We start from the raw sequence: 24,338 nt of genomic DNA, 5'->3' as shown, positions 1-24,338 counted from the left end.
TTGAGAATCGCGCGCCGTGCCGGGTTCGTCAAGGGCCCGCCTCCGGTGCGGGCCTCGATCCGTTCATCGCGCCGGACCGCCCCGGCGTTACAGAAGCCGTGGTCGGAGCCTCACTCGATGACAGCGATCACCATACCCGCCCCCACCGACAGTGCCGAGTGGGCGTTCGGCCACACCGGTGCGTCCGGGCGCGGGACGGCCCCGTACGGCCGCGAACGCAAAAGGCCGGGCCGACCACCCGCAAGGGTGATCGGCCCGGCCCGCAGCCCCCTCAGAGGGGGCGGAGAGTCACTTGACGGTGACCTTGGCGCCGGCGGCCTCGAGGGCGGCCTTGGCCTTCTCGGCAACGTCCTTGGCAACCTTCTCCAGGACCTTGGCACCAGCGGTGTCAACGAGGTCCTTGGCCTCCTTCAGGCCGAGGGAGGTCAGGGTGCGCACCTCCTTGATGACCTGGATCTTCTTGTCGCCGGCACCGTCGAGGATGACGTCGAACTCGTCCTGCTCCTCGGCAGCGGCCTCGGTGGCGGCCGGACCGGCGATGCCGGCAACGGCGACCGGGGCGGCGGCGGTGACGTCGAACTTCTCCTCGAAGGCCTTCACGAACGCGGCCAGCTCGATGAGGGTGAGCTCCTCGAACTGCGCGAGCAGCTCGTCCTGGGACAGCTTCGCCATGATTGGCGTCCTTCCACTAAATCGGCAGGTGGTGCCGGATGTACGGATTGGCGGGCGTACGGGCCCGCAGCGAGGCGTGGCCTCGGCCGATCACTCGGCCGCGGTCTCCTCGGCGGCGGGAGCCGGCGTACCGGCACCGCCCTGCTCGACCTTGTCGCGCAGCGCGTCCACAGTGCGGACGAGCTTCGACGGCAGGGCCTGGAAGAGCGCGGCAGCCTGGGACTGCTTGCCCTTCAGGGCACCCGCCAGCTTGGCGAGCAGCACCTCGCGGGACTCGAGGTCCGCGAGCTTCTTGATCTCGTCGGCGGACAGCGCCTTGCCATCAAGGACACCGCCCTTGATGACGAGAGCGGGGTTCTCCTTGGCGAAGTCACGCAGAGCCTTCGCCGACTCCACCGGGTCACCGGTGACGAAGGCGACAGCCGTCGGACCGGCGAACAGGTCGTCGAGCTCCGTGATCCCGACCTCATTGGCCGCGATCTTGGTCAGCGTGTTCTTCACCACGGCGTACTGGGCGTTGTCACCCAGGGAGCGACGCAGGGTCTTGACCTGCTTCACCGTGAGACCGCGGTACTCGGTCAGCACGGCCGCGTTCGAGCCACGGAAAAGCTCCGTGATCTCGGCGACGGCAGCAGCCTTGTCGGGCCTAGCCATAGGCTTACGCCTCCTTCCGTGATGTCGAAGTCCGGCCGACCGCGAGAGTCGACCATTCGCGCCTCGGACCACCGGACGGAGGAAAGCCCCTGCGGAAAAGCAGAAGAGCCCCGGTGCGCAGGCGCACGGGGCTCGGTGTGAACTCGACGGATCCACGTGCGGGGCACGCGACCCGGAGGTCAAAGCTCCAAACAGTCCTGCGCGGGCTGCCTGCGCGTGAAGCGCAGATCCTTCGGTCGCGCGCTTCCTCACGGACGCACGGCGACAACCAGCGGTCTTTGGCTTCGGAAACAGTAACCGGACGCCGCCGTCCGGGGCAAATCGCCCCCGCGGCCGTCCCCGACCGGCCGGGCTCAGCGGGCCGGGCTCAGCGGGCCAGCGGGGAGACGCTGCGGGTGCCGGTGTCCACGGTGTCCGCCTCCGCCGGGGCCTGCGCCGAGAGCGGGCCGCCGGGCTCGGTGTACACCACCGAGTCGTCCAGCCCGCCGCTCTCCCCCGTCCCGGTGCGCTCCAGGCGGACCAGCTGGTCCTTGTCGTTCAGCCAGAGGTCCAGGGTGAGCGAGACCGAGCCGCCGGGGGCCAGCGCCGTCCGCAGGCCCTCCCGGCGGGCCGGGCTGAGCTGGGCCTGCGCCGCCGCGTAGCGGGCCGCGTCGGTGGTCACCCGGTAGTGCTCGACCGTCGAGTCCTCGAACTTCTCCTCGCCCACGTACTGGGCGGTGACCCCGTCGGCGGTCGCGGCGGCCAGCGCCACCACCGGGTTGAGCAGGTCGATCAGCCCGGCGTACGGGATCTCCCGGTGGCCGTCCGGCCCCTGTGCTCCGGCGAACCGCTCCCAGTGCTTGCCGCCCAGCCGGGCCGCGGTGGCCGCGTCACCGCCCTCGTAGGCGACGGTGTCCACGACGATCAGCTGCTCGGCGGCGGCCGGGGTGGAACGTTTGACCTGCAGCGCGGTCTTCGGCTGCCAGAACAGCGGCCCGGAGCCGGCGTCCGCGCCCAGTCGGTAGCTCACCTTGGCCCGGCGGGCGGTCTGCATGGCCAGCTGGGCGGAGAGCAGCACCCCGTGCGGGGAGCGGTCGGTCGGCTTGGCCGGCCAGGTCGGCGAGGCACTGCTGGGCGTCGGCGTCGCGGGGCCGGGCGCGCTCGACGAGGTGGACGGCTCCGGGCCGCCGACCGAGCCGCACCCGGACGCGAGCACCGCGACGGCGACCACCGCCGCCAGCCGCTGCCGCACCGCCATCCACGCCTCCCCGATGCCATTGATCCGCCGGCCGCCCGTACGGGCCGGAACATCCGCTCCCGCCCACCTTGCCACCCGGCCTCCCGCGCCCCGGTGGCACCCCCCGCCACTCGGCCGCACGATGCTAGGACGTCGGCGTGGCGGACGGGCCGGCGGAGGCGTCGGCGGCGGGCTCGGCGTCCTCGGTGATGTCCGTGGTGGTCACCACCGCGCCCGCCGTGCCGTGGACGGTGGACCTCACCCGCAGCAGCCGGTCCCCGGGGGCCACCCAGAACTCGTAGTCGAGCGTGGCGACCCCGTTCCGCTCGTAGTAGCCCAGCACCTCGGTCAGCCGGGCGGGGCTCAGCCCCTCGTCGGCGCCGAAGTAGTCCGCCACCGGGGCGGTGCCCCGGTAGTGCGCGACCGTGCCGCCGTTCAGCTGCTCGCCGCCGAGCGGGGTGAGCCGGCCCGCCAGCGCCATCGTGTGCGCCGGACCGCCCGGGTTGGACAGCAGGCCGGTGATCCAGCCGCCGGCCCAGCCGGCCGTCCCGGCCGCCGCCGCCCGCGGGTCCAGCGACTCCGCCCCGGCGCGCTCTGCCGTCCTGGCCGCCGCCCCCGGGTAGCCCAGCTCCAGCACACCGTCCTGGCCGTGCAGCCGCCCGGTGCCCGCCTCGTCGGTGACGGTCAGCTCGGCCGCGTCGCGGGCACCCCAGGACAGCGAGCCGTCGGCGCTGCGCGGCCCGGCCGGGCCCTCCTGGACCACCTTGACCCTGGCCCCGCCCACGTCGTCCAGCCGCTGGGAGGCGGACAGCAGCACCTGCCGGGGCGGGCGCACGGTGGGGCGGTCGCTGATCGGGGTGCGGTCACCGGACACGGCCAGCACGCTGCACGCGGTCAGGCCGGCGGCGAGCAGCAGCAGAGCCGCCCCCTTGACGGCGGGGCGAAGGGCGGGCACGGCACTCTCCGGCGGTCGGACGGCGGCGCGGCTCCTGGGCCGGAGCGCGCGCGGGCGGACCGGCCGAGCGTACGACGGACCGGGCGGCGGGTCGTCCCGCCGGGGGTATCGATCGGGAAACGACGGCGGGCCCGTACCCCCGGCGAAGGGGGTACGGGCCCGCCGTACGGACTACGGCTGCGATCAGACCGCGGCCGGGTCCTCCTCGACGAGGAGGTTGCGGGTGCGGTTCGGGTCCACCAGGATGCCGGGGCCCATGGTGGTCGAGAACGCGGTCTTCTTGATGTAGCGGCCCTTGGCGGCGGACGGCTTGGCGCGGAGCACCTCGTCCAGCGCGGCGGCGTAGTTCTCGACCAGCTGCTCGTCGGTGAAGGAGGCCTTACCGATGATGAAGTGCAGGTTCGAGTGCTTGTCGACGCGGAACTCGATCTTGCCGCCCTTGATGTCGTTGACAGCCTTGGCGACATCGGGGGTGACGGTGCCGGTCTTCGGGTTCGGCATCAGGCCACGGGGACCGAGCACGCGGCCGAGGCGGCCGACCTTGCCCATGAGGTCCGGGGTGGCGACGACGGCGTCGAAGTCCAGCTTGCCCTTGGCGACCTCGTCGATGAGCTCGTCGGCACCGACGATGTCGGCACCCGCAGCACGCGCGGCCTCGGCACGCTCGCCGGTCGCGAAGACCAGGACCCGAGCGGTCTTACCGGTGCCGTGCGGGAGGATCACGGTGCTGCGGACCATCTGGTCGGCCTTGCGCGGGTCGACACCCAGACGCATGGCGACCTCGACGGTGCCGTCGAACTTGGAGGTGCTGGTCGCCTTGGCGAGGCGGACGGCCTCGAGGGGGGCGTAAAGGCGCTCGCGGTCGACCTGTGCGTCCGCGGCCTTCAGAGCCTTGCTGCGCTTCACTGCTGCTCCTGAATGGTGATGGGAGTTGTGGTATTCACGGGCCAGCGCAGGCCCTACCACAGGGGACGAGAAGGGGTGATCAGCCCTCGACGGTGATGCCCATCGACCGGGCGGTGCCGGCGATGATCTTCTCCGCGGCGTCCAGGTCGTTGGCGTTCAGGTCGGGCATCTTGGTGGTGGCGATCTCGCGGACCTGGGCGCTGGTGAGCTTGGCGACCTTGGTCTTGTGCGGCTCGCTGGAGCCCTTCTCGATGCCGGCGGCCTTCAGGATGAGGCGCGCGGCCGGCGGCGTCTTCGTGATGAAGGTGAAGGAACGGTCGTCGTAGACCGTGATCTCCACCGGCACGATCATGCCGCGCTGCGACTCGGTCGCGGCGTTGTAGGCCTTGCAGAACTCCATGATGTTGACGCCGTGCTGACCCAGCGCGGGGCCGACCGGCGGAGCCGGGTTGGCCGCACCGGCGTTGATCTGGAGCTTGATAAGCCCCGTGACCTTCTTCTTCTTGGGAGGCATGTCTCTCCGGGTCCTTCCGAGAGGTGATTGCTGGTGTGCGCCGAACCGGGGCGACACCCGGTCGCCAGCACACACATCGGACCAGGCTAACGCCTCGGCGTCGCTGGACCAAAACGGATTCGGGGCGGGGCCCACGGCCCCGCCCCGAATCCGAAGACCGTATGACTAGTTCTTCTGGATCTGGTCGAAGGAGAGCTCGACCGGGGTCTCCCGGCCGAAGATCTCGACCAGGCCCTTGACCTTCTTCGAGTCGGGGTTGATCTCGTTGATGGTCGCCTGGAGGGTCGCGAACGGGCCGTCGGTGACGGTGACCGAGTCGCCGACCTCGAAGTCGAGCACCTGGACCTCGACCGGGCGGACCGGCGAGGCCTTGCCGGCCTCCTTCGCGGCCTGGCGCTCCACGTCGGGGGCGAGCATCTTGACGACCTCGTCCAGGGTCAGCGGGTACGGGTCGTAGGCGTTGCCGACGAAGCCGGTGACACCGGGGGTGTTGCGCACGACGCCCCAGGACTCCGGGGTGAGGTCCATGCGCACCAGGACGTAGCCGGGGAGCTTGTTCTGGCGGATCGTCTTGCGGTCGCCGTTCTTGATCTGGACGACCTCCTCCTGCGGCACCTCGGCCTGGAAGATGTACTCCTCGACGTTCAGCGAGACGGCGCGCTGCTCCAGGTTCTGCTTCACCCGGTTCTCGTAGCCGGCGTAGGTGTGGATCACGTACCACTCGCCCGGCATGAACCGCAGGTCCTCGCGGAACTTGGCGACCGGGTCGACCTCCTCGGCCGGCTCGGCCTCGGCCTCGGCCTCGTCCTCGGTCTCCTCGGCGACGGCCTCCTCGGCCTCGTCCTCGCCGGACTCCACGTGCAGCGCGGCCTCCTCGGCCGACTCCCCGGCCTCGGCCTCGTCGAACGCCTCGGCCTCGTCCTCGTCGGCGTCGACGGCGTCCACGATCTGCTGCTCGTCGGACTCGACGTCGTCAGTCAGCTCGGCCGCGTCCTCGGCGGCGACATCCGCCTCGCGGACGGTCTCGTCGGCGTCGTACAGGGGGGACTCAGACACGGTGGCTTCTTTCCTGGAGATGGTGAAGGTGGCGCGCTCCGCGACGGACCGGCGACGCTCCGCTCACGCGGTCGCCGGAAGTTCGCCCCGGAGACTTCAACAGTACCGAGTCCACGGTAGCGGCCTCGTCCCGCCGACGCAGACAGCTCGACCCGGGCCGAGGATCGGCCCGGGTCGGGGAAGCTGTTTCGAAGGTGGACGGCTGCGTCAGCCGAAGATCCAGAGGGCGGCCTTGGAGAAGCCGTAGTCGAGACCGGAGACGAAGGCCATCACGATCACGACGAACACCACCACGACGGTGGTGTAGCTCACCAGCTGGTTGCGCGTCGGCCAGACGACCTTGCGCAGTTCGGCGATGATCTGCCGGTAGAAGAGGGCGAGGCGGGCGAACGCGCCCTTCTTGGCCCGCTTGCCGGACTTCTTGTCGCCAGAGCGCTTGCGGCGCGACTCGCCCTCCGCGGGCGTGGTCTCGGCAGCGCCGTCGGTCCCCTCGGGGTTGCCGCTCTCAGGCGTTGCGGTGGAGCCCGTGGTCTCCGTCACTCGTCCTCACCTGAATCCGGGTCCTGCCGAGCGTCGACTGCGTACCCCGAAAAGGGCACGAGCGGCCGGCTAACGGTGCTGATCGGCGCCCTCTCCGCATCAAGCCCGCTCGCTCTGCGGAGCGAACGGGCTGAATACGGATCAAGCAGCAGGGCAAGAGGGACTTGAACCCCCAACCGCCGGTTTTGGAGACCGGTGCTCTACCAATTGAGCTATTGCCCTACGGAACCTCGCGGCCCCAGTAGCGACCACCAACCTACCGCATCTTCCGCCGGTCCCCGTACAGATTCCGTACGGCGGCGGAGGCTCCGGTTCGTTCGGTGGCCGTCGAGCAGTGAGTGTACGTGGTCGGAGGGCGTTTGGTCGAACCTCTTTCTTTTCCGGTTGTCGCGCGCGCCACGCCGGGCCGCCATGTGGACGGCCCCGTACATATCGTGAAACCGCCATGCCCGGCCCGTGTGCGGTCTGCGACCATGCAGGCATGAGCGCTTCCACCCCGCAGCCCGACAGTTCCGTCCGCCCCGCCGACCGCCGCGTCTCCGCCCGGATCGGTGCGATCGCCGAGTCCGCCACCCTCGCCGTGGACGCCAAGGCCAAGGCCCTCAAGGCGGCCGGCCGGCCGGTCATCGGCTTCGGCGCCGGCGAGCCGGACTTCCCCACCCCGGACTACATCGTCGAGGCGGCCGTCGAGGCCTGCCGCGACCCCAGGAACCACCGCTACACCCCGGCCGGCGGCCTGCCCGAGCTCAAGGAGGCGATCGCGGCCAAGACGCTGCGCGACTCCGGCTACGCGGTGGACGCCTCCCAGGTGCTGGTGACCAACGGCGGCAAGCAGGCGATCTACGAGGCGTTCGCGGCGATCCTCGACCCGGGCGACGAGGTCATCGTCCCGGCGCCGTACTGGACCACCTACCCCGAGTCGATCCAGCTGGCCGGCGGCGTGCCGGTGGAGGTCGTGACCGACGAGACCACCGGCTACAAGGTCTCGGTCGAGCAGCTGGAGGCCGCCCGCACCGAGAACACCAAGGTGGTGCTCTTCGTCTCGCCGTCCAACCCGACCGGCGCGGTGTACACCCGGGCCGAGGCCGAGGCGATCGGCCGCTGGGCGGTCGAGCACGGGCTGTGGGTGCTCACCGACGAGATCTACGAGCACCTGGTCTACGGCGACGCGGAGTTCACCTCGCTGCCGGCCCTGCTGCCCGAGCTGGCCGACAAGACGATCGTGGTCAACGGCGTGGCCAAGACCTACGCGATGACCGGCTGGCGGGTGGGCTGGGTGATCGGCCCCAAGGACGTCGTCAAGGCCGCGACCAACCTGCAGTCGCACGCCACCTCGAACGTCTCCAACGTGGCCCAGCGCGCCGCCCTGGCCGCCGTCGCAGGCGACCTCTCCGCCGTCCACGAGATGCGCACCGCCTTCGACCGGCGCCGCCGCACCATCGTGAAGATGCTCAACGAGATCGACGGCGTGGTCTGCCCCGAGCCCGAGGGCGCGTTCTACGTCTACCCGTCCGTCAAGGCCCTGCTGGGCAAGGAGATCCGCGGACAGCGCCCGCAGAGTTCCGCCGAGCTCGCCTCGCTGATCCTGGACGAGGTCGAGGTCGCGGTCGTCCCCGGCGAGGCCTTCGGCACCCCCGGCTACCTGCGCCTCTCCTACGCCCTGGGCGACGCCGACCTCGCCGAGGGCGTCGGCCGCATCCAGAAGCTGCTCGCCGAGGCCCGTGACTGAGGTGGTCAATCCCTGATTGACCGGACCGCCCTCTTTCCACCCCTTCGGGGGACGGGAAGAGGGCGGTTCCCGTAGCACCCCCCGATACGGCAGGATTCGTGAATGGAACGCCTGCTGAACCCGCGAGACGTCAGGGACCTCCCGAAGGCCCACCTGCACCTGCACTTCACCGGCTCGATGCGCCCGGCCACCCTGCTCGAACTGGCCGACAAGCACGGGGTCCGGCTGCCGGAGGCGCTCAGCTCCGGCGAGCCGCCCAGGCTGCGGGCCACCGACGAACGCGGCTGGTTCCGCTTCCAGCGCCTCTACGACACCGCCCGCTCCTGCCTGCGCGACGAGAGCGACATCCGCCGGCTGGTCCGGGAGACCGCCGAGGACGAGCGGCGGGACGGCTCCCGCTGGCTGGAGATCCAGGTCGACCCGACCTCCTACGCACCCCGGCTGGGCGGTCTGATCCCCGCCCTGGAACTGATCCTGGACGCGGTGGAGGACGCCGCCGCGGCCACCGGGGTCGGCATCCGGGTCCTGGTCGCCGCCAACCGGATGAAGTCCCCGATGGACGCCCGCACGCTGGCCCGGCTCGCCGTCCGGTACGCCGACCGGGGCGTGGTCGGCTTCGGCCTCTCCAACGACGAGCGGCGCGGCCTGGCCCGCGACTTCGACCGGGCCTTCGACATCGCCCGCAAGGGCGGACTGCTGGCCGCCCCGCACGGCGGCGAGCTGGCCGGCCCGGAGTCCGTCCGCGACTGCCTGGACGACCTCGGCGCCGGCCGGATCGGCCACGGCGTGCGGGCCGCCGAGGACGAGCGGCTGATGCAGCGACTGGCCGACCGTCAGATCACCTGCGAGGTCTGCCCGTCCTCCAACGTCTCGCTCGGCGTCTACGAGCACCCCGAAGACGTCCCGCTGCGCCGGCTGTTCGACGCCGGGGTGCCGCTCGCGCTGGGCGCCGACGACCCGCTGCTGTTCGGCACCCGGCTCGCCGCCCAGTACGACCTGACCCGCGACGTGCTGGGCTTCACCGACCAGGAGCTGGCCGAGCTGGCCCGCCAGTCGGTGCGCGGCTCGTGCGCGCCGGAGAGCGTGCGCAAGCAGCTGCTGGCCGACATCGACGCCTGGCTGACCGGCTGAGCCGCCGCTACAACCGGACGCCCACCATCACCGGCTCGTTGACCAGTTCCACCCCGAAGGCCGCCCGCACCCCGTCCCGGATCTCCCGGGCCAGCGCGAGCAGGTCCTCGGTGGTGGCGGCGCCGCGGTTGGTGAGCGCCAGGGTGTGCTTGGTGGAGAGGGTCGCCGGGCCGCTGCCGTAGCCCTTGCCGAACCCGGCCTTGTCGATCAGCCAGGCCGCCGAGGTCTTGGTGCACCCGTCCGGCGCCGGGTAGGCGGGGGCGGTCAGCTCGCGCCCGTCGGCCACCGCCAGGAAGGCGGCGTACTGCTCGGCGCTCAGCACCGGGTTGGTGAAGAACGAACCGGCCGACCAGGTGTCGTGGTCCGCGGCGTCCAGCACCATGCCCTTGCCGGCCCGCAGGCCCAGCACCGCGGCGTGCGCCTCGCGCAGGCCGACCCGCTCGCCGGCGGCCACCCCGAAGTGCTTGGCGACCTCGGCGTAGCGGACCGGGGTGGAGCGCCCGGCGGCGTCCTCCAGCGCGAAGCGGACCCGCAGCACCACGTAGCGGTCCGGCTCCGCCTTGAAGCGGCTGTGCCGGTAGGAGAAGGCGCAGGCCTCGTTGCCGAGGGTGACGGTCTCACCGGTGCGGCGATCGTAGGCGACCACCTCGGTGACCGTCTGGGCGACCTCCTGGCCGTAGGCGCCGACGTTCTGCACCGGGGTGGCGCCGGCCGAGCCGGGGATGCCGGCCAGGAACTCGACACCGGCCAGGCCCGCGTCGACGGTGCGGGCCACCGCGTCGGCCCAGACCTCGCCGGCCGCCAGTTCCAGCGCGGTGCCGTCGAGGTCGAAGCCGGTGGTGGCGATCCGCAGCACGGTGCCGGCGAAGCCGGCGTCGCCGATCACCAGGTTGGAGCCGCCGCCGATCACCAGCAGCGGCTCCCCCGCCGTGTCCGCGGCGCGGACGGCGGCGATCACCTCGTCGTCGGTGTGCGCGGTCACCAGGCGGCGGGCCGGGCCGCCGAGCCGCAGGGTGGTCAGCGGGGCGAGGGGGGCGTCGAGTTCTTCCAGCACGCCCCCCAGCGTACGGGGCCCCGTACGCTGCCCCGCCGGGGCCGGGCGGCGCTCAGGCCAGCCGGACGACCGCCCGGGACATGCCGAGCACCTTCTGGCCCGCGTAGGTCGCCACCAGGTCGACCTGGACCTTCTGGTCGTCGAGCAGCTTGGCGACCTTGCCGGTGACCTCGATCACCGAGCCGACGCCGTCGTTGGGCACCGGCACCGGGCGGGTGAACCGGACGCCGTACTCGACCACCGCGGCCGGGTCGCCGACCCAGTCGGTGACCACCCGGACGGCCTCGGCCATGGTGAACATGCCGTGCGCGATGACGTCGGGCAGGCCGACCTCCAGCGCGAACCGCTCGTTCCAGTGGATCGGGTTGAAGTCACCGGAGGCGCCCGCGTACTGCACCAGGGTGGCGCGGGTCACCGGGAAGGACTGCGCCGGCAGCTCGGTGCCGGCCTCGACCTCGTCGTAGCGGACCGTCATCGGGCTCACTCCCCCGTCTTCTCGTCGGCGGCCCGGGCCACCAGCGTCATGACCGACGTCACCACGTGCTCGCCGGACTCGTCGGCGATCTCGCCACGCACGGTGAGCACGTCGTTGCCGGCCAGCGACTTGATGTTGTCGACGGTGACCGCGACGGTCAGCCGGTCGCCGGCCCGCACCGGACGGGTGTAGGTGAACTTCTGGTCGCCGTGCACCACCCGGCTGTAGTCGAGCCCGAGCTCCGGGTCCTGGACGACCTGGGCGGAGGCCCGCATGCTGAGCACGATCGGGAAGGTCGGCGGGGCGATCACGTCCTGGTGGCCGAGCGCCTTGGCCGCCTCCGGGTCGGTGTACGCCGGGTTGGCGTCACCCACGGCGACGGCGAACTCACGGATCTTCTCGCGGCCGACCTCGTAGGGCTCGGTGGGCGGATACGTCCGCCCGATGAAGGAGGGGTCGAGTGCCATCGGCGGAGCTCCTCGGAAACGCGGTGGACAAACGAAAAAAACTCCGGACCGCAACCCAATGAGGGATGCGGCCCGGAGTCAAAGACCTGATTCACACAGGCCCGATGCCCTACGACAGGGTCAGCGGGTCTCGCGGTGCGCGGTGTGCGAGTTGCAGCGGGGGCAGTGCTTCTTCATCTCAAGACGGTCCGGGTCGTTACGCCGGTTCTTCTTGGTGATGTAGTTCCGCTCCTTGCACTCCACGCAGGCCAGCGTGATCTTCGGGCGGACGTCGGTGGCAGCCACGGGAGTGCCTTCCTTGGACAATGAATAAGAACACAGACAAGAGTAGCCGACCGGGAGTGCGATCTCCCGACCGACTACGCGGGGTAGCGGTGACCGGACTTGAACCGGTGACACAGCGATTATGAGCCGCTTGCTCTACCAACTGAGCTACACCGCCACAGTGATCCGGAGCACGGCCGAGGCCGACTCCTTCTCACCAGAGCCCCCATGCGGAATCGAACCGCAGACCTTCTCCTTACCATGGAGACGCTCTACCGACTGAGCTATAGGGGCGAACGAGGAAGAGATTACACGTTCCGCGCCCAGAGGTGAAATCCGTATCCGGCGGCGAAGTCCGCAGGTCCGCGGCGCGCACGGCCGATCGATCGAAGGCCCGGCGTTCGATCACCCCCCGCGGCGGCGGCCCGACCCGATACGACTATTGCCCGCCTCCCGCCGCCCCGGGGCCGCCCCCCGTAGGCTCGGCGCTCATTGACGCGAGCAGGAGCCGGACGCGAGAAGGAGCCGGGCGATGGACAGCGCAGCCGCCGACGGACCGCAGCCCGGCCCCGGCCCGGCCGCCAACCCGCTCGGGCACGGACCCGTCCTGCTGCTCACCGGGGCCAGGCTGGCGGACGGCCGGGTGGTGGACGTGCGGATCAGCGGCGACCGGATCCAGGCCGTCGGCACCTCCGGCGGGCTCGGCCCGCTGCCCGCCATGCCCGGTGCCCCCACCGTCACCACCGGGGCCCGGATCGACCTGCGCGGCTACCTGCTGCTGCCGGCCCCGGCCGAGGCCCACGCGCACTACGACGTCGCCTTCTCCGCCGCGCTCCCCGAGCCCCCGCCGGAGACCTCCGCCGACCTCACCCGGCGGGTCACCGAGGCCGCGCTGACCTCGCTCGGCTACGGCGCGACCGCCCAGCGCACCCACGTCCGGATCGGCGACGTGCACGGACTGCGCCGGCTGGAGGCGGTGCTCACCGCCCGGCAGGCGCTGCGCGGCCTCGCCGAACTCCAGGCCGTGGCGATGCCCCGGCTGCTCACCGGCCGGGCCGGGGCGGACGGCCGGGCCCAGCTGCGGGAGGCGCTCAAGCTCGGCGCCACCGCGGCCGGCGGCTGCCCCGAGCTGGACCCGGACCCGGCGGGCTACGTCCAGCTGCTGCTGGAGGCCGCCCGGGAGGCGGACTGCCCGGTGGACCTGCACACCACCGCCGCCGACCCCGCCCGGCTGGCGCGGCTGGCCGGGGCGCTGGCGCCACTGCGGCCCCGGGTGGTGCTCGGGCCGTGCGGATCGCTCGCGCCGGGCGCCTCGACGGTGCTGGCCAACACCGGGGTCCGGGTGGTCTGCCTGCCGCAGAACGGCGGCTGCACGGGGCTGGAGGGCCTGGCGCCGGCCTCCGGAGTGCGGCCGGCGGCGCTGCGCGAGCTGGTGAGGGCCGGGGTGCCGCTGGTGGCCGGCAGTGGATCGCTGCGCGACGGCGCCAACCCGGTCGGCCGGGCCGACCCGCTGGAGGCGGCGTACCTGCTGGCGGCGGGCGGGGTGCTGGAGCCGGAGGCGGCGTACGACGCGGTGTCCAACCAGGCGCGGCTGGCGCTCGGACTGCCGCCGGTCCGGGTGGACGCGGGCTTCCCGGCCGAGCTGCTGGCGGTGCGCGGTGACAGCCTGGCCGGGGCGCTGGCCGGCGGGCACAGCCGGCTGGTGGTGCACAGCGGACGGGTGGTCAGCCGGACCAGCGCGGTGCGCGAGTTCGCCGACACGGTGGCCCTGGCGCTGCCCCGGCAGTCGGACGGCACGGACGGGCGCGGGCCGGACGAGTGATCGGGGCGCGCGGCATCGGTACCGCGCGCCCCTCCCCCACTGCCGGCCGCCGGAGCGGCGGAGCGGCGCCCCGGACATCCCCACTCGGAGCGGGGCGCCGCTCCCTCACCGCTGACGCTACGCCCGCGAACGGGTGGTTCCGGCGGCTCTTGACGGTCTGTTGGCGCCGGGGTGGCCGCCCTTGACGGCTCGTTGACGCGCGGGGCCGGGAACCCCGGGTGCTCAAGGCCCGCAGGTCCCTCAGGCCCCCGGCTCCCCTCAGGGCTCGTAGCGGTAGCCGATCCCCGGCTCGGTGATCAGGTGGCGCGGCCGGGCCGGGTCGCGCTCCAGCTTCCGCCGCAGACCGGCCAGGTAGACCCGCAGGTAGTTGCCGCGCCGCTCCTGGGCCGGCCCCCAGACCTCGCGCAGGATCTGCCGCCCGGGCACCAGCCGTCCCGGGTTGGCCAGCAGCAGGGCGAGGATCCGCCACTCGGTCGGCGTGAGCCGCACCGGTCCCTCGGGCCCGGTCACCGTGGTGGCCGCGAGGTCCACCGTGTGGTCGCCGATCACCGGTACGGGCGCCGCCGGGCCGGCCACCGGCGGGCGGCGCAGCACGGCGCGCAGCCGGGCCAGCAGCTCCTCCATCAGGAACGGCTTGGTGAGGTAGTCGTCGGCCCCCGCGTCCAGCGCGTTCACCTTGTCGGCGGCGCCGGTGCGGCCGGAGAGCACGATGATCGGCACCGCGCTGCGGCGGCGCAGTCCGCGCAGGACGTCCATGCCGTCCAGGTCGGGCAGGCCGAGGTCGAGCAGCACGGCGTCGGGGGTGCCGGCCGCGGCGCGGTCCAGGGCCTCGCCGCCGGTGGCGGCGGTGCGGACGGCGTACTGCCGGGCGCCGAGGTTGATCCGCAGGGTGCGCAGCAGCGCGGGCTCGTCGTCGACGATCAGGATCTCGCTCATGCGGGGGCCTCCCCGGGGCCGGCGGCGGGCAGGGTGAGCAGCATGGTGGTGCCGCCGCCGGGGGTGTCCTCGACCTCCAGGCTGCCGCCCATCGCCTCGGCCAGGCCGCGGGAGAGGGCGAGGCCGAGGCCGACGCCCTGGGTGTTGTCGGTGTCGCCGAGGCGCTGGAAGGGCAGGAAGACCCGGTCGCGGTCCTCGGGGGCGATGCCGGGGCCGCGGTCGATCACCCGCAGTTCGACCCGCTCGGCGTGGTGGCTGGCGGCGACCAGGACGGGCGCACCGGGCGCGTTGTGCCGCAGCGCGTTGGTGATCACGTTGGCGAGCACCCGTTCCAGCAGCGGCGGGTCGGCGAGCACGGGCGGCACCGTCTCCAGGTCGAGCGGCTGGACGGGCGCGTACGGGTCGGCGAGCGAGTCGAGGGCGCGCGGCAGGATCTCGTCGAGGTGGGTCCCGGTGAGGTGCAGGGTGAGCGCGCCGGCCTGGAGGCGGCTCATGTCGAGCAGGTTGTCCACCAGACGGGTGAGTTTGACGAGGGACTCGTCGGCGGTGGCGAGCAGTTCGGCCCGGTCCTCGGGGGAGAACTCGACGTCGGGGCTGCGCAGCGAGCCGACCGAGGCGAGGGCGGCGGCCAGCGGGGTGCGCAGGTCGTGGCTGACGGCGGCGAGCAGCGCGGTGCGCATCCGGTCGGCGGCCCTGATCGGTTCGACCTCGGCGGCGACCACGGCGAGCCGGTCGCGTTCCAGGGCGACGGCGACGTGCGCGGCGAAGGCGGTGAGGACGCGCTGGTCGGCGGCGGGCAGCCGGCGGCCGGTGAGGACGAGGACGGCGTCGGGGCCGACCGGGACCTCGGTGGTCTCCTCGGCCTGCCGGGGGCCGCGCCCGCCGTGACCGCTGTCGGACGCCTCCGAGGCGTCGCACCGGGCCAGCACCCCGCCGCCGGTGCGCTCCAGCAGGGCGACGGTCCGCATGCCGAAGGCGGTGCGGGACTTCTCCAGCAGGGCGGGCAGCGCGTCGGCGCCGCGCAGCACGCTGCCGGCCAGGGTGGAGAGGGTCTCGGCCTCGGCGGTGGCCCGGGCGGCCCTGGCGGTGAGCCGGGTGGCGTGGTCGACCACGGTGGAGACGGTCAGCGCGACGGCGGCGAAGACCACCAGGGCGATGATGTTGTTGGTCTCGCCGATGGTGAAGTCGTGGACGGGCGGGATGAAGAAGTAGTTGAGCAGCACCGAGGCGACCAGCGAGGCCACCAGGGCCGAGGTCGCGCCGCCGAGCAGGGCCACCGCGACCACGCCGAGCTGGAAGATCAGCGCGTCGGTGGTGAGGTTGACGGTCTCGTGGAACTGCGAGAGCAGCGCGGTCAGCAGCCAGGGCACCACCAGGCCGGCGAGGAAGCCGGCGACGGTGCGCCGCCGGGAGTGGCGGCGGCCGAGCGCGGGCAGCCGGCCGCGCCCGGTGAACTCGTGGGTGACCATGTGGACGTCGATGTCCTCGGAGGCGCCGACGGTGGTCTCGCCGATGCCGGGGCCGGTGAGGAAGCGGGCGGTGCGGCCGCGCCGGCTGGTGCCGAGGACGAGCTGGGTGGCGTCGTGGGCGCGGGCGAAGGCGAGCAGCGCGGTGGGGATGTCGTCGCCGACCACCATGTGGTAGCTGCCGCCGAGGGTCTCCACCAGCTGCCGCTGCTCGGCGAGCGCGCCGGAGGAGGCGCCGGCCAGGCCGTCGCTGCGGGTGACGTGGACGGCGAGCAGGTCGCCGCCGGCGGTGCGGTCCGAGATGCGGGCGGCGCGGCGGATCAGCGTCTCGCCCTCGGGTCCGCCGGTGAGGGCGACCACGACGCGTTCGCGGGCCTCCCAGACCCGGTCGATGTTGTGGCTGGCCCGGTAGTCGCGCAGGCCCTCGTCGACCCGTCCGGCCACCCAGAGCAGGGCGAGTTCGCGCAGGGCGGTGAGGTTGCCGACCCGGAAGTAGTGGGAGAGCGCGGCGTCCACCTTCTCCGCCCGGTAGACGTTGCCGTGGGCCATCCGGCGGCGCAGCGCCTGGGGGGCCATGTCGACGAGTTCGATCTGGTCGGCCCGGCGGACCACCTCGTCCGGGACGGTCTCGCGCTGCGGGATGCCGGTGATCTTGCGGACCACGTCGTTCAGCGATTCCAGGTGCTGGATGTTGACGGTGGTGATGACGTCGATCCCGGCGGCCAGCAGTTCCTCGACGTCCTGCCAGCGCTTGCCGTTGTGCCCGCCGGGGATGTTGGTGTGGGCGAGTTCGTCGACCAGCACGACGGCGGGGCGGCGTTCGAGCAGCGCGTCGAGGTCCATCTCCTCGAAGTCGCCGTCCCGGTAGGAGCGGTGGACCCTGGGCAGGACCTCCAGGCCGTCGAGCATGGCCTCGGTGTGCCGGCGGCCGTGGCACTCGATCCAGCCGACGACGACGTCCGCGCCGCGGTCCCGTCTGCGCCGTGCCTCGTCCAGCATCCGGTAGGTCTTGCCGACACCGGGGGCGGAGCCGAGGTACACCCTCAGCCGGCCGCGTCGGTGGCCGGTGCCGGGGGCGAGGTCGCGGGCCATGGGCGCTGCTCTCTCATTCTGCGTCGCTACGGGAGGGGGACGGACGGCGGGCCGACCCGGGTGCGGGGCGCTCGCCCCGGACCGGATCGGCCCGTCTCAGGTGCCAAGCAGAGCCACCGTCACTTCTGTTCCACCAGCGCCTTGTTGAGCAGGACGACGTTGACGCCGGGCTGGCCGAGGAAGCCCAGGGGGCGGCCGTCGGTGTACTTGTCGACCAGCTCGCGGACGGTGTCGACCGGCAGGCCGCGGGCCTCGGCGACCCGGGCGGCCTGCTGCTGGGCGTAGGCGGTGGAGATGTGCGGGTCGAGGCCGGAGCCGGAGGCGGTGACGGCGTCCGCCGGGACGCTCGCCGGGTCGACGCCGTCGAACGCGGCGACGGCCTGGCGGCGCTCCTCGACGGCGGCGGTGAGGTCCGCGCTGTTGGGGCCCAGGTTGGAGGCGCCGGAGGCCGTGGGGTCGTAGGCGCCGGGCCTGGGCTGGAACCACTTCGGGTCGGGGCGGGGGGCCTCGTCGGGGTCGTCCGGGTTCTGCTTGGGCAGGTTGAAGCTCTGGCCCAGCAGGTCGGAGCCGGCCTCCTTGCCGTCGGCCGTCTTCACGATCGAGCCGTTGGCGTTGTCGTTGAACACGGCCTGGGCGACGCCGGTGACCAGCAGCGGGTAGGCGATGCCGAGGAGCACCGTCAGGACCAGCAGGGCGCGCAGCGCGGTGAGGTGGGTGCGGACGGCGGTCGGCAGGGGCTTGGACATGATGCGTTCTCCTCTCTTGTCAGTTGAGGCCGGGGATGAACTGGACGACCAGGTCGATCAGCTTGATGCCGATGAACGGGACGACCAGTCCGCCGAAGCCGTAGAGGCCGATGTTGCGGCGCAGCAGGGAGCCGGCGTCGGTGGGGCGGTACTTCACCCCGCGCAGGGCCAGCGGGATGAGGCCGATGATGACCAGGGCGTTGAAGACGATCGCCGAGGTGATCGCGGACTGCGGGCTGTGCAGGTGCATGATGTTGAGCTTGTCCAGGCCCGGGTAGACGGTCGCGAACATCGCCGGGATGATCGCGAAGTACTTCGCGACGTCGTTGGCTATGGAGAAGGTGGTCAGCGCGCCCCGGGTGATCAGGAGCTGCTTGCCGATCTCGACGATCTCGATCAGCTTGGTGGGGTTGGAGTCCAGGTCGACCATGTTGCCGGCCTCCTTGGCCGCCATGGTGCCGGTGTTCATCGCGACCCCGACGTCGGCCTGGGCGAGGGCGGGGGCGTCGTTGGTGCCGTCGCCGGTCATCGCGACCAGCTTGCCGCCGGCCTGCTCCTTCTTGATCAGGGCCATCTTGTCCTCGGGGGTGGCCTCGGCGAGGAAGTCGTCCACGCCCGCCTCCTCCGCGATCGCCCGGGCGGTCAGCGGGTTGTCGCCGGTGATCATGACGGTCTTGATGCCCATCCGGCGCAGCTCGTCGAACCGCTCCCGCATGCCCTCCTTGACGACGTCCTTGAGGTGGATCACGCCGAGGACCCTGGGGGCCGAGGCGCCGATCCGCGAGGCGACCAGCAGCGGGGTGCCGCCGGCGGCGGAGATGCCGTCGACCAGGGCGGCGACGTCCGCTCCGACGGTGCCGCCGTTCTCCGTCACCCAGTTGGTCACCGAGCCGGCCGCGCCCTTGCGCACGGCGTGCACTCCGCCCGCCCGTCGCCCGCCGCCACCCTTGTTCGAGTCGCTTCGCTCCAGCCCTTCTTCCTCGTCGAGGTCGACGCCCGACATCCGGGTCTGGGCGGTGAACGGCACCCAGGTGGCGTGGGCCAGTTCGCCCTGGGCGCGGGCCCGCAGGCCGTACGCCGTCTTCGCCAGGACCACGATCGAGCGGCCCTCCGGCGTCTCGTCCGCGAGCGAGGACAGCTGGGCCGCGCTCGCCAGTTCGTCCTGCTCCACGCCAGGGGCGGCGAGGAACTCGGCGGCCTGGCGGTTGCCGAGGGTGATGGTGCCGGTCTTGTCGAGCAGCAGGGTGGTGACGTCGCCGGCGGCCTCGACGGCGCGCCCGGACATCGCCAGGACGTTGCGCTGGACCAGCCGGTCCATGCCGGCGATGCCGATCGCGGAGAGCAGCGCGCCGATGGTGGTCGGGATCAGCGCCACGATCAGCGCGACCAGCACGATCATCGACTGCGGGGCGCCCGCGTAGGTCGCCATCGGCTGCAGGGTGACGACCGCGATCAGGAAGACGATGGTCAGCGAGGCCAGCAGGATGTTGAGTGCGATCTCGTTGGGCGTCTTCTGCCGGGCGGCGCCCTCGACCAGGGCGATCATCCGGTCGATGAAGGTCTTGCCGGGCTCGGAGGAGATCTTCACGACGATCCGGTCGGAGAGCACCTTGGTGCCGCCGGTCACGGCCGAGCGGTCGCCGCCCGACTCGCGGATCACCGGCGCGGACTCGCCGGTGATCGCGGACTCGTCGACCGAGGCGACGCCCTCCACGACGTCGCCGTCGCCGGGGACGATCTGCCCGGCCTCGACCACCACGTGGTCGCCGAGCCGCAGCGCGGTGCCGGGCACCTCCTCCTCGGCCCGCGAACCCGGCCAGCCGGTGAGCCGGCGGGCCATGGTGTCGGTCCTGGCGCGGCGCAGGGTGTCCGCCTGCGCCTTGCCGCGCCCCTCGGCGACCGCCTCGGCCAGGTTGGCGAAGACGGTGGTCAGCCAGAGCCAGACGGTGATCGACCAGGCGAACACGCTCGGGTCGGCGATCGCGGAGACGGTGGTGACCACCGAGCCGACCTCGACCACGAACATCACCGGGTTCTTGACCATCACCCGGGGGTCGAGCTTCTTCACCGCGTCCGGCAGGGACGCCAGGAGCAGCTTGGGGTCCAGCAGTCCGCCGGCCGCTCGGTGCGGCGTCCCGGCGGGCTCCGTCTCCGGCCGCGGGTCCGGCTGTCCGGTCTGCCCGGACTTCTCGGTAAGGGTGGACGACATCAGGAGAGACCTTCCGCGATCGGCCCGAGAGCCAGGGCCGGGAAGTAGGTGAGGCCGACGACGATCAGGACGACGCCCGACAGCAGGCCCACGAACAGCGGCTTGTGGGTGGGCAGGGTGCCCGGGGTGGCGGGGACCGGCTGCTGCCGGGCGAGCGCGCCGGCCAGGGCGAGGACGAAGACCATCGGCACGAACCGGCCGAACACCATGGCCAGGCCGATCGCGGTGTCGTACCAGTCGGTGTTGACGGTGATGCCGCCGAACGCCGAGCCGTTGTTGTTCGCGCCGGAGGTGAAGGCGTACAGCACCTCGGAGAAGCCGTGGGCGCCGGTGTTGAGCATCCCGGCCCGCTCGCCCGGCAGGGCCATCGCCACACCCGTGCCGACCAGCACGATCGTCGGGGTGGTCAGGATGTAGAGGGAGGCGAACTTCATCTCCCGGCCGCCGAGCTTCTTGCCCAGGTACTCCGGGGTGCGTCCGACCATCAGGCCGGCCACGAAGACCGCGACGACCGCCAGCACCAGCATCCCGTACAGGCCCGAGCCCACACCGCCGGGCGCGATCTCGCCCAGCATCATGTTGAACATCGTCAGGCCGCCGCCGAACGCGGTGTACGAGTCGTGGAAGGAGTTCACCGCGCCGGTCGAGGTCAGCGTCGTCGATGCCGCGAACATCGAGCTGGCCGCGATGCCGAAGCGCTGCTCCTTGCCCTCCATCGCCCCGCCGGCCGCCTCCAGCGCGCTGCCCGCGTGCTGCGACTCGGAGAAGGTGATCAGCGCCGTCGAGGCGATCCAGAACAGCGCCATCACGGAGACGATCGCGTAGCCCTGGCGGTGGTCGCCGACCATCCGGCCGAAGGCGCGCGGCAGCGCGAACGGGATCAGCAGGATGAGGAAGACCTCGACCAGGTTGGAGAAGCCGCTCGGGTTCTCGAACGGGTGCGCCGAGTTGGCGTTGTAGAAGCCGCCGCCGTTGGTGCCCAGCAGCTTGATGACCTCCTGCGAGGCCACCGGGCCGCCCGGGACCGCCTGCGGGTCGCCCACCAGGGTGGCGACCTCGTGGAAGCCGTGGAAGTTCTGCACCACGCCGCTCGCCACCAGGACGAGGGCGAAGACGATCGCGACCGGCAGCAGCAGGCGCACGCTGATCCGGGTCAGGTCGACCCAGAAGTTGCCGACCCGGTCGGTGCGGTTGCGCAGGAAGCCGCGGATCAGGGTGGCGACGACGGCGATGCCGACGGCCGCGGAGACGAAGTTCTGCACCGCGAGGCCGGCCATCTGGGCCAGGTGGCCCATCGCGGCCTCGCCGCTGTAGGACTGCCAGTTGGTGTTGGCGACGAAGGAGATGGCGGTGTTCCAGGCCTGGTGGCCCTCCATCCGCGGCACGCCCAGGTTGAGGGGCAGCCACTGCTGGAGGCGGATCAGGCCGTAGAGGAAGAGGACGGAGACGGCCGAGAAGGCCAGCACCGAGCGCAGGTAGACCGGCCAGCGCTGGTCGGCGTCGGCGTCCACGCCGATCACCCGGTAGAGCGCCTTCTCGGCTCTGAGGTGCTTGGAGGTGGTGAGGATACGGGCGATGTAGTCGCCCAGGGGCCGGTAGCACAGGGCCAGCGCGCCCACCAGGGCGAGGACCTGCAGCCAGCCCGCGAGAGTGGAACCCATGTCAGAACTTCTCCGGGTGGATCAGCGCGAGGACGAGGTAGCCGACGAGGGCGACGGCGACGATGAGACCGGCGATGTTCTCCGCGCTCATGCGCCCACCTCGCTACGCTCGGCAGCCGCTTCGCGCAGAACGCCGCCTTCGATGGTTCGCTCGCTACGCTCGCTCACAGCTTCTCCACCCCCCGTGCGATCAGGGCGATGACGCCGAACACGGCGAGCGTGACGGCGACGTAGATCAGATCGGACATGGCTCCACCACGGTGGCTCGGAGGTGGCCGCGGCCCGCGTCGGGACGATCCGCCCGGTACGCGGGGCACGGCGCCGGCGGCTTGGCCGGCAAAGCCAGCCAACCGCGCTCACGGAGCGTCAACGGCGCTCTTGACGGCCTCCATACGGCGTCCGTTCGATTGTTGACGGGCTCCATACGGGCGCTTGTCCGGGCCGTGACCGGGTGCGCCGAGGCCCCGGACGGCGGGTGCCGTCCGGGGCCTCGGGTCCCCTCGTTCGCCCTCGTTCCCCCTCGTTCCCTCGCTCTTGCTGAGCGGCTAGGCGCGCTCGGGGGCCTCGGCCTTCGCCTGCTCCGACCGGGCCGCCTGCTCGGACCGGGCCGTCGGCTCGCCGCGCCGGACCGCGCCGGGCGCGCGCCGCGAGGGCCGGTTCGCCTTGTTCGAGGAGGTCAGCTGCCACGGCACGCTGATCACCATCACCCCCGGCGTGAACAGCAGCCGGCTCTTCAGCCAGAGCGCCGACTGGTTGTGCAGCAGGTGCTCCCACCAGCGGCCGACCACGTACTCGGGGATGAACACCGCCACCGCGTCCTGCGGACTGCTCCGCCGCTGCTCCCGTACGTACTGCACCACCGGCTTGCCGATCTCCCGGTACGGCGAGTCCAGCACCTTCAGCGGCACCTGGACGTCCAGCTCCCGCCACCGGCGCTCCAACTCCCCCGTGGCGTCCCGCTCCACCGCGACGGTGAGCGCCTCCAGCGAGTCCGGCGCGAACGCCTGCGCGTAGCCGAGCGCCCGCAGGGTCGGCTTGTGCACCTGGGAGACCAGCACGATGCCGTGCACCCTGGACGGCCGCACCGCCCCGGCCCGCGCGGACCCGTCCTGTGCGGACCCGTCCCGCGCGTCGTCCACCGCCAACTCCTCGGCGACGCGGTCGTAGTGCCGCCGGATGCCGCGCATCATCAGCCAGAGCACCACCGCCGCCACCACGGCCAGCCAGGCGCCCTGGGTGAACTTGGTCAGCAGCACGATGACCAGCACCAGCGCCGTGGTGACCCCGCCGGAGAAGTTGATCGCCCGGGAGCGCTGGGCGGCGCCGCGCACCGCGGGGTCGGTCTCGGTCGCCAGGGTCCGGTTCCAGTGCCGCACCATGCCGATCTGCGACAGCGTGAAGGAGGTGAAGACGCCCAGGATGTAGAGGTGGATCAGGCTGGTGACGTCCGCGTCGTACAGCCAGATCAGCCCGCCGGCCACCACCGCGAGCGCGATGATGCCGTTGGAGAAGGCCAGCCGGTCGCCGCGGGTGTGCATCTGCCGGGGCAGGTAGCGGTGCTCGGCCAGGATCGAGGCGAGCAGCGGGAAGCCGTTGAACGCCGTGTTGGCGGCCAGGATCAGCACCAGCGCGGTGACCGCCTGGACGGCGTAGAAGAGGACGCTGTGGTCGCCGCCGAAGACCGCCGCCGCCAGCTGGGCGATCACGGTCTGCTGCGGCGCGCTCGCGCAGTCCCCCGGGAAGCCGCTGAGGTGACAGGTGTCCTCGGCGATGTGGACGTCGGAGATCAGCGCCAGGGCGGTGATGCCGACGAACATCACCACGGCCGTGGTGCCCATCACGGCCATGGTGGCGGCGGCGTTCCGCGACTTCGGCGCCCGGAACGCCGGCACGCCGTTGGAGATCGCCTCCACGCCGGTCAGCGCCGTGCAGCCGGAGGCGAACGCGCGCAGGCCCAGCATCAGCAGCCCCAGCCCGGCCAGGGTGTCCTTGCCGTCCTCCGGCACGATCCCGTACGCGGCGCTGGACGCCACCGGCGCGTCGCCGAACGCCACCCGGATCAGCCCGGTGACCACCATCAGCAGGATCGCGCCGATGAACAGGTACGTCGGCGCGGCGAAGGCCTTGCCGGACTCGCGGACGCCGCGCAGGTTCATCGCCATCAGCAGCAGGACGAAGCCGAGCGCCAGTTCCACCCGGTGGTCCGCCAGCGAGGGCAGCGCCGAGATGATGTTGTCCACGCCGGAGGCCACCGAGACGGCGACCGTCATCACGTAGTCGACCAGCAGCGAGGCAGCCACCACCAGGCCGGAGTTGGCGCCCAGGTTGCGGGAGACCACCTCGTAGGAGCCGCCGCCGCTCGGGTAGGCGTGCACGACCTGGCGGTAGGACATCACCACGACCGCCATCAGCGCGACCACACCGGCCGCGACCCACGGGGTCAGGTAGAGGAAGGCGGTGCCGCCGACGGTGAGCACCAGCAGGATCTCCTGGGTCGCGTAGGCGACCGAGGAGAGCGGGTCGGAGGCGAAGATCGGCAGGGCCAGGCGTTTGGGGAGCAGGGTCTCGCCGAGCTCCTCGCTGCGCATGGCCCTGCCGATCACGAGGCGCTTGAGCGCCTGGGGCAGGTTGAACACATCGGCGAGCGTAAGCGTGTGCGACAGGCGCGCAATGAGCCGTTCCGGCGTGCTCATGACTCGCCGCGGGACGGGCGGGCGGGATGTTTCCGCAGGTCGGAGCCGCTACGCGCGAGGTGGCGCGGGCGGCGCGGGGG

At 72.3% G+C, this 24,338-nt stretch carries 22 protein-coding genes and 3 tRNA genes; 3 read left to right on the top strand and 22 right to left on the bottom strand.

Annotated elements, in window-relative coordinates:
• Nucleotides 1–288 precede the first annotated feature (288 nt).
• The 9 genes from rplL to ACFZBX_RS11400 form a co-directional block, all read right to left on the bottom strand.
• Nucleotides 289–672, bottom strand: a complete 384-nt coding sequence (rplL, locus tag ACFZBX_RS11440) for a 50S ribosomal protein L7/L12 (RefSeq protein ID WP_391533167.1) — start codon at nucleotides 670–672, stop codon at nucleotides 289–291.
• Between the two features lie 90 nt (nucleotides 673–762).
• Complete coding sequence (gene rplJ, locus ACFZBX_RS11435; RefSeq protein ID WP_380278698.1) at nucleotides 763–1,326, bottom strand: 50S ribosomal protein L10; 564 nt, start codon at nucleotides 1,324–1,326, stop codon at nucleotides 763–765.
• Nucleotides 1,327–1,693: 367 nt separating this feature from the next.
• Nucleotides 1,694–2,563, bottom strand: coding sequence for a hypothetical protein (locus tag ACFZBX_RS11430; protein ID WP_391533165.1), 870 nt, complete (start codon nucleotides 2,561–2,563; stop codon nucleotides 1,694–1,696).
• A gap of 124 nt (nucleotides 2,564–2,687) precedes the next feature.
• Nucleotides 2,688–3,497: a hypothetical protein gene (locus ACFZBX_RS11425; protein ID WP_391533164.1), complete on the bottom strand. Its 810-nt coding sequence runs from the start codon at nucleotides 3,495–3,497 to the stop codon at nucleotides 2,688–2,690.
• A 183-nt stretch (nucleotides 3,498–3,680) separates the two neighbouring features.
• Nucleotides 3,681–4,403: a 50S ribosomal protein L1 gene (gene rplA, locus ACFZBX_RS11420; RefSeq protein WP_344342459.1), complete on the bottom strand. Its 723-nt coding sequence runs from the start codon at nucleotides 4,401–4,403 to the stop codon at nucleotides 3,681–3,683.
• Between the two features lie 79 nt (nucleotides 4,404–4,482).
• The gene (gene rplK / locus ACFZBX_RS11415) at nucleotides 4,483–4,917 is read right to left on the bottom strand and encodes a 50S ribosomal protein L11 (RefSeq protein ID WP_376086189.1); all 435 of its coding nucleotides are present in this window, start codon (nucleotides 4,915–4,917) and stop codon (nucleotides 4,483–4,485) included.
• A 165-nt stretch (nucleotides 4,918–5,082) separates the two neighbouring features.
• Complete coding sequence (gene nusG, locus ACFZBX_RS11410; RefSeq protein ID WP_391533163.1) at nucleotides 5,083–5,973, bottom strand: transcription termination/antitermination protein NusG; 891 nt, start codon at nucleotides 5,971–5,973, stop codon at nucleotides 5,083–5,085.
• 207 nt (nucleotides 5,974–6,180) lie between these two features.
• Nucleotides 6,181–6,513 (bottom strand): preprotein translocase subunit SecE, encoded by a 333-nt coding sequence (gene secE, locus ACFZBX_RS11405; RefSeq protein WP_380289407.1) that lies wholly within the window; start codon nucleotides 6,511–6,513, stop codon nucleotides 6,181–6,183.
• 149 nt (nucleotides 6,514–6,662) lie between these two features.
• Nucleotides 6,663–6,735, bottom strand: a tRNA-Trp gene (locus tag ACFZBX_RS11400).
• 259 nt (nucleotides 6,736–6,994) lie between these two features.
• On the opposite strand from ACFZBX_RS11400, the gene ACFZBX_RS11395 reads away from it, so the two are divergent.
• Both ACFZBX_RS11395 and ACFZBX_RS11390 read left to right on the top strand, forming a co-directional pair.
• Nucleotides 6,995–8,242 (top strand): pyridoxal phosphate-dependent aminotransferase, encoded by a 1,248-nt coding sequence (locus tag ACFZBX_RS11395; RefSeq protein WP_391533162.1) that lies wholly within the window; start codon nucleotides 6,995–6,997, stop codon nucleotides 8,240–8,242.
• A gap of 102 nt (nucleotides 8,243–8,344) precedes the next feature.
• Nucleotides 8,345–9,373, top strand: coding sequence for an adenosine deaminase (locus ACFZBX_RS11390; RefSeq protein WP_391533160.1), 1,029 nt, complete (start codon nucleotides 8,345–8,347; stop codon nucleotides 9,371–9,373).
• Nucleotides 9,374–9,380: 7 nt separating this feature from the next.
• On the opposite strand, the gene ACFZBX_RS11385 is transcribed toward ACFZBX_RS11390, so the two are convergent.
• The 6 genes from ACFZBX_RS11385 to ACFZBX_RS11360 all read right to left on the bottom strand — a co-directional run bounded on the left by ACFZBX_RS11385 (nucleotide 9,381) and on the right by ACFZBX_RS11360 (nucleotide 11,927).
• Nucleotides 9,381–10,424: a UDP-N-acetylmuramate dehydrogenase gene (locus tag ACFZBX_RS11385; RefSeq protein WP_391533386.1), complete on the bottom strand. Its 1,044-nt coding sequence runs from the start codon at nucleotides 10,422–10,424 to the stop codon at nucleotides 9,381–9,383.
• Nucleotides 10,425–10,479: 55 nt separating this feature from the next.
• The gene (locus ACFZBX_RS11380; RefSeq protein WP_391533385.1) at nucleotides 10,480–10,902 is read right to left on the bottom strand and encodes a MaoC family dehydratase; all 423 of its coding nucleotides are present in this window, start codon (nucleotides 10,900–10,902) and stop codon (nucleotides 10,480–10,482) included.
• Between the two features lie 5 nt (nucleotides 10,903–10,907).
• On the bottom strand, nucleotides 10,908–11,369 hold the full coding sequence (locus ACFZBX_RS11375; RefSeq protein ID WP_391533158.1) for a MaoC family dehydratase N-terminal domain-containing protein: 462 nt from the start codon (nucleotides 11,367–11,369) through the stop codon (nucleotides 10,908–10,910).
• A 120-nt stretch (nucleotides 11,370–11,489) separates the two neighbouring features.
• Nucleotides 11,490–11,654, bottom strand: a complete 165-nt coding sequence (gene rpmG / locus ACFZBX_RS11370; RefSeq protein ID WP_006604855.1) for a 50S ribosomal protein L33 — start codon at nucleotides 11,652–11,654, stop codon at nucleotides 11,490–11,492.
• A gap of 84 nt (nucleotides 11,655–11,738) precedes the next feature.
• Nucleotides 11,739–11,811 (bottom strand) — tRNA-Met (locus tag ACFZBX_RS11365).
• Nucleotides 11,812–11,854: 43 nt separating this feature from the next.
• A tRNA-Thr gene (locus ACFZBX_RS11360) sits at nucleotides 11,855–11,927 on the bottom strand.
• A 238-nt stretch (nucleotides 11,928–12,165) separates the two neighbouring features.
• Between ACFZBX_RS11360 and ACFZBX_RS11355 the strand changes: the two genes are divergently transcribed.
• On the top strand, nucleotides 12,166–13,455 hold the full coding sequence (locus ACFZBX_RS11355) for a hydrolase (RefSeq protein WP_391533156.1): 1,290 nt from the start codon (nucleotides 12,166–12,168) through the stop codon (nucleotides 13,453–13,455).
• Between the two features lie 258 nt (nucleotides 13,456–13,713).
• Here the strand turns inward: ACFZBX_RS11355 and ACFZBX_RS11350 are convergent, their stop codons facing one another.
• From ACFZBX_RS11350 to ACFZBX_RS11320, 7 genes are all read right to left on the bottom strand, one after another.
• A complete protein-coding gene (locus ACFZBX_RS11350; RefSeq protein ID WP_391533154.1) occupies nucleotides 13,714–14,391 on the bottom strand; it encodes a response regulator in 678 nt (225 codons plus the stop codon).
• On the bottom strand, nucleotides 14,388–16,949 hold the full coding sequence (locus ACFZBX_RS11345; RefSeq protein ID WP_391533152.1) for an ATP-binding protein: 2,562 nt from the start codon (nucleotides 16,947–16,949) through the stop codon (nucleotides 14,388–14,390). The genes ACFZBX_RS11350 and ACFZBX_RS11345 overlap by 4 nt, the downstream gene beginning before the upstream one ends.
• 119 nt (nucleotides 16,950–17,068) lie before the next feature.
• Nucleotides 17,069–17,695 (bottom strand): potassium-transporting ATPase subunit KdpC, encoded by a 627-nt coding sequence (gene kdpC, locus ACFZBX_RS11340; RefSeq protein WP_391533151.1) that lies wholly within the window; start codon nucleotides 17,693–17,695, stop codon nucleotides 17,069–17,071.
• A 19-nt stretch (nucleotides 17,696–17,714) separates the two neighbouring features.
• Complete coding sequence (gene kdpB / locus ACFZBX_RS11335) at nucleotides 17,715–19,904, bottom strand: potassium-transporting ATPase subunit KdpB (RefSeq protein ID WP_391533149.1); 2,190 nt, start codon at nucleotides 19,902–19,904, stop codon at nucleotides 17,715–17,717.
• Nucleotides 19,904–21,565 (bottom strand): potassium-transporting ATPase subunit KdpA, encoded by a 1,662-nt coding sequence (kdpA, locus tag ACFZBX_RS11330; protein WP_391533147.1) that lies wholly within the window; start codon nucleotides 21,563–21,565, stop codon nucleotides 19,904–19,906. The genes kdpB and kdpA overlap by 1 nt, the downstream gene beginning before the upstream one ends.
• Nucleotide 21,566: 1 nt before the next feature.
• Complete coding sequence (gene kdpF / locus ACFZBX_RS11325) at nucleotides 21,567–21,656, bottom strand: K(+)-transporting ATPase subunit F (protein ID WP_380249463.1); 90 nt, start codon at nucleotides 21,654–21,656, stop codon at nucleotides 21,567–21,569.
• A gap of 454 nt (nucleotides 21,657–22,110) precedes the next feature.
• A complete protein-coding gene (locus tag ACFZBX_RS11320) occupies nucleotides 22,111–24,153 on the bottom strand; it encodes an APC family permease (RefSeq protein ID WP_391533384.1) in 2,043 nt (680 codons plus the stop codon).
• Between the last annotated feature and the right edge of the window lie 185 nt (nucleotides 24,154–24,338).

The organism is Kitasatospora sp. NPDC008115 (assembly GCF_042957205.1).
Classification (GTDB): domain Bacteria; phylum Actinomycetota; class Actinomycetes; order Streptomycetales; family Streptomycetaceae; genus Kitasatospora.
This window is presented reverse-complemented; position numbering and strand designations above follow the sequence as displayed.

Coding starts and splice junctions, on each gene's coding strand:
- rplL (WP_391533167.1), bottom strand. CDS start 672: ATGGCGAAGCTGTCCCAGGACGAGCTGCTCGCGCAGTTCGAGGAGCTC.
- rplJ (WP_380278698.1), bottom strand. CDS start 1,326: ATGGCTAGGCCCGACAAGGCTGCTGCCGTCGCCGAGATCACGGAGCTT.
- ACFZBX_RS11430 (WP_391533165.1), bottom strand. CDS start 2,563: ATGGCGGTGCGGCAGCGGCTGGCGGCGGTGGTCGCCGTCGCGGTGCTC.
- rplK (WP_376086189.1), bottom strand. CDS start 4,917: ATGCCTCCCAAGAAGAAGAAGGTCACGGGGCTTATCAAGCTCCAGATC.
- ACFZBX_RS11395 (WP_391533162.1), top strand. CDS start 6,995: ATGAGCGCTTCCACCCCGCAGCCCGACAGTTCCGTCCGCCCCGCCGAC.
- ACFZBX_RS11390 (WP_391533160.1), top strand. CDS start 8,345: ATGGAACGCCTGCTGAACCCGCGAGACGTCAGGGACCTCCCGAAGGCC.
- ACFZBX_RS11380 (WP_391533385.1), bottom strand. CDS start 10,902: ATGACGGTCCGCTACGACGAGGTCGAGGCCGGCACCGAGCTGCCGGCG.
- ACFZBX_RS11375 (WP_391533158.1), bottom strand. CDS start 11,369: ATGGCACTCGACCCCTCCTTCATCGGGCGGACGTATCCGCCCACCGAG.
- ACFZBX_RS11355 (WP_391533156.1), top strand. CDS start 12,166: ATGGACAGCGCAGCCGCCGACGGACCGCAGCCCGGCCCCGGCCCGGCC.
- ACFZBX_RS11350 (WP_391533154.1), bottom strand. CDS start 14,391: ATGAGCGAGATCCTGATCGTCGACGACGAGCCCGCGCTGCTGCGCACC.
- ACFZBX_RS11345 (WP_391533152.1), bottom strand. CDS start 16,949: ATGGCCCGCGACCTCGCCCCCGGCACCGGCCACCGACGCGGCCGGCTG.
- kdpC (WP_391533151.1), bottom strand. CDS start 17,695: ATGTCCAAGCCCCTGCCGACCGCCGTCCGCACCCACCTCACCGCGCTG.
- kdpB (WP_391533149.1), bottom strand. CDS start 19,904: ATGTCGTCCACCCTTACCGAGAAGTCCGGGCAGACCGGACAGCCGGAC.
- kdpA (WP_391533147.1), bottom strand. CDS start 21,565: ATGGGTTCCACTCTCGCGGGCTGGCTGCAGGTCCTCGCCCTGGTGGGC.
- kdpF (WP_380249463.1), bottom strand. CDS start 21,656: ATGAGCGCGGAGAACATCGCCGGTCTCATCGTCGCCGTCGCCCTCGTC.
- ACFZBX_RS11320 (WP_391533384.1), bottom strand. CDS start 24,153: ATGCGCAGCGAGGAGCTCGGCGAGACCCTGCTCCCCAAACGCCTGGCC.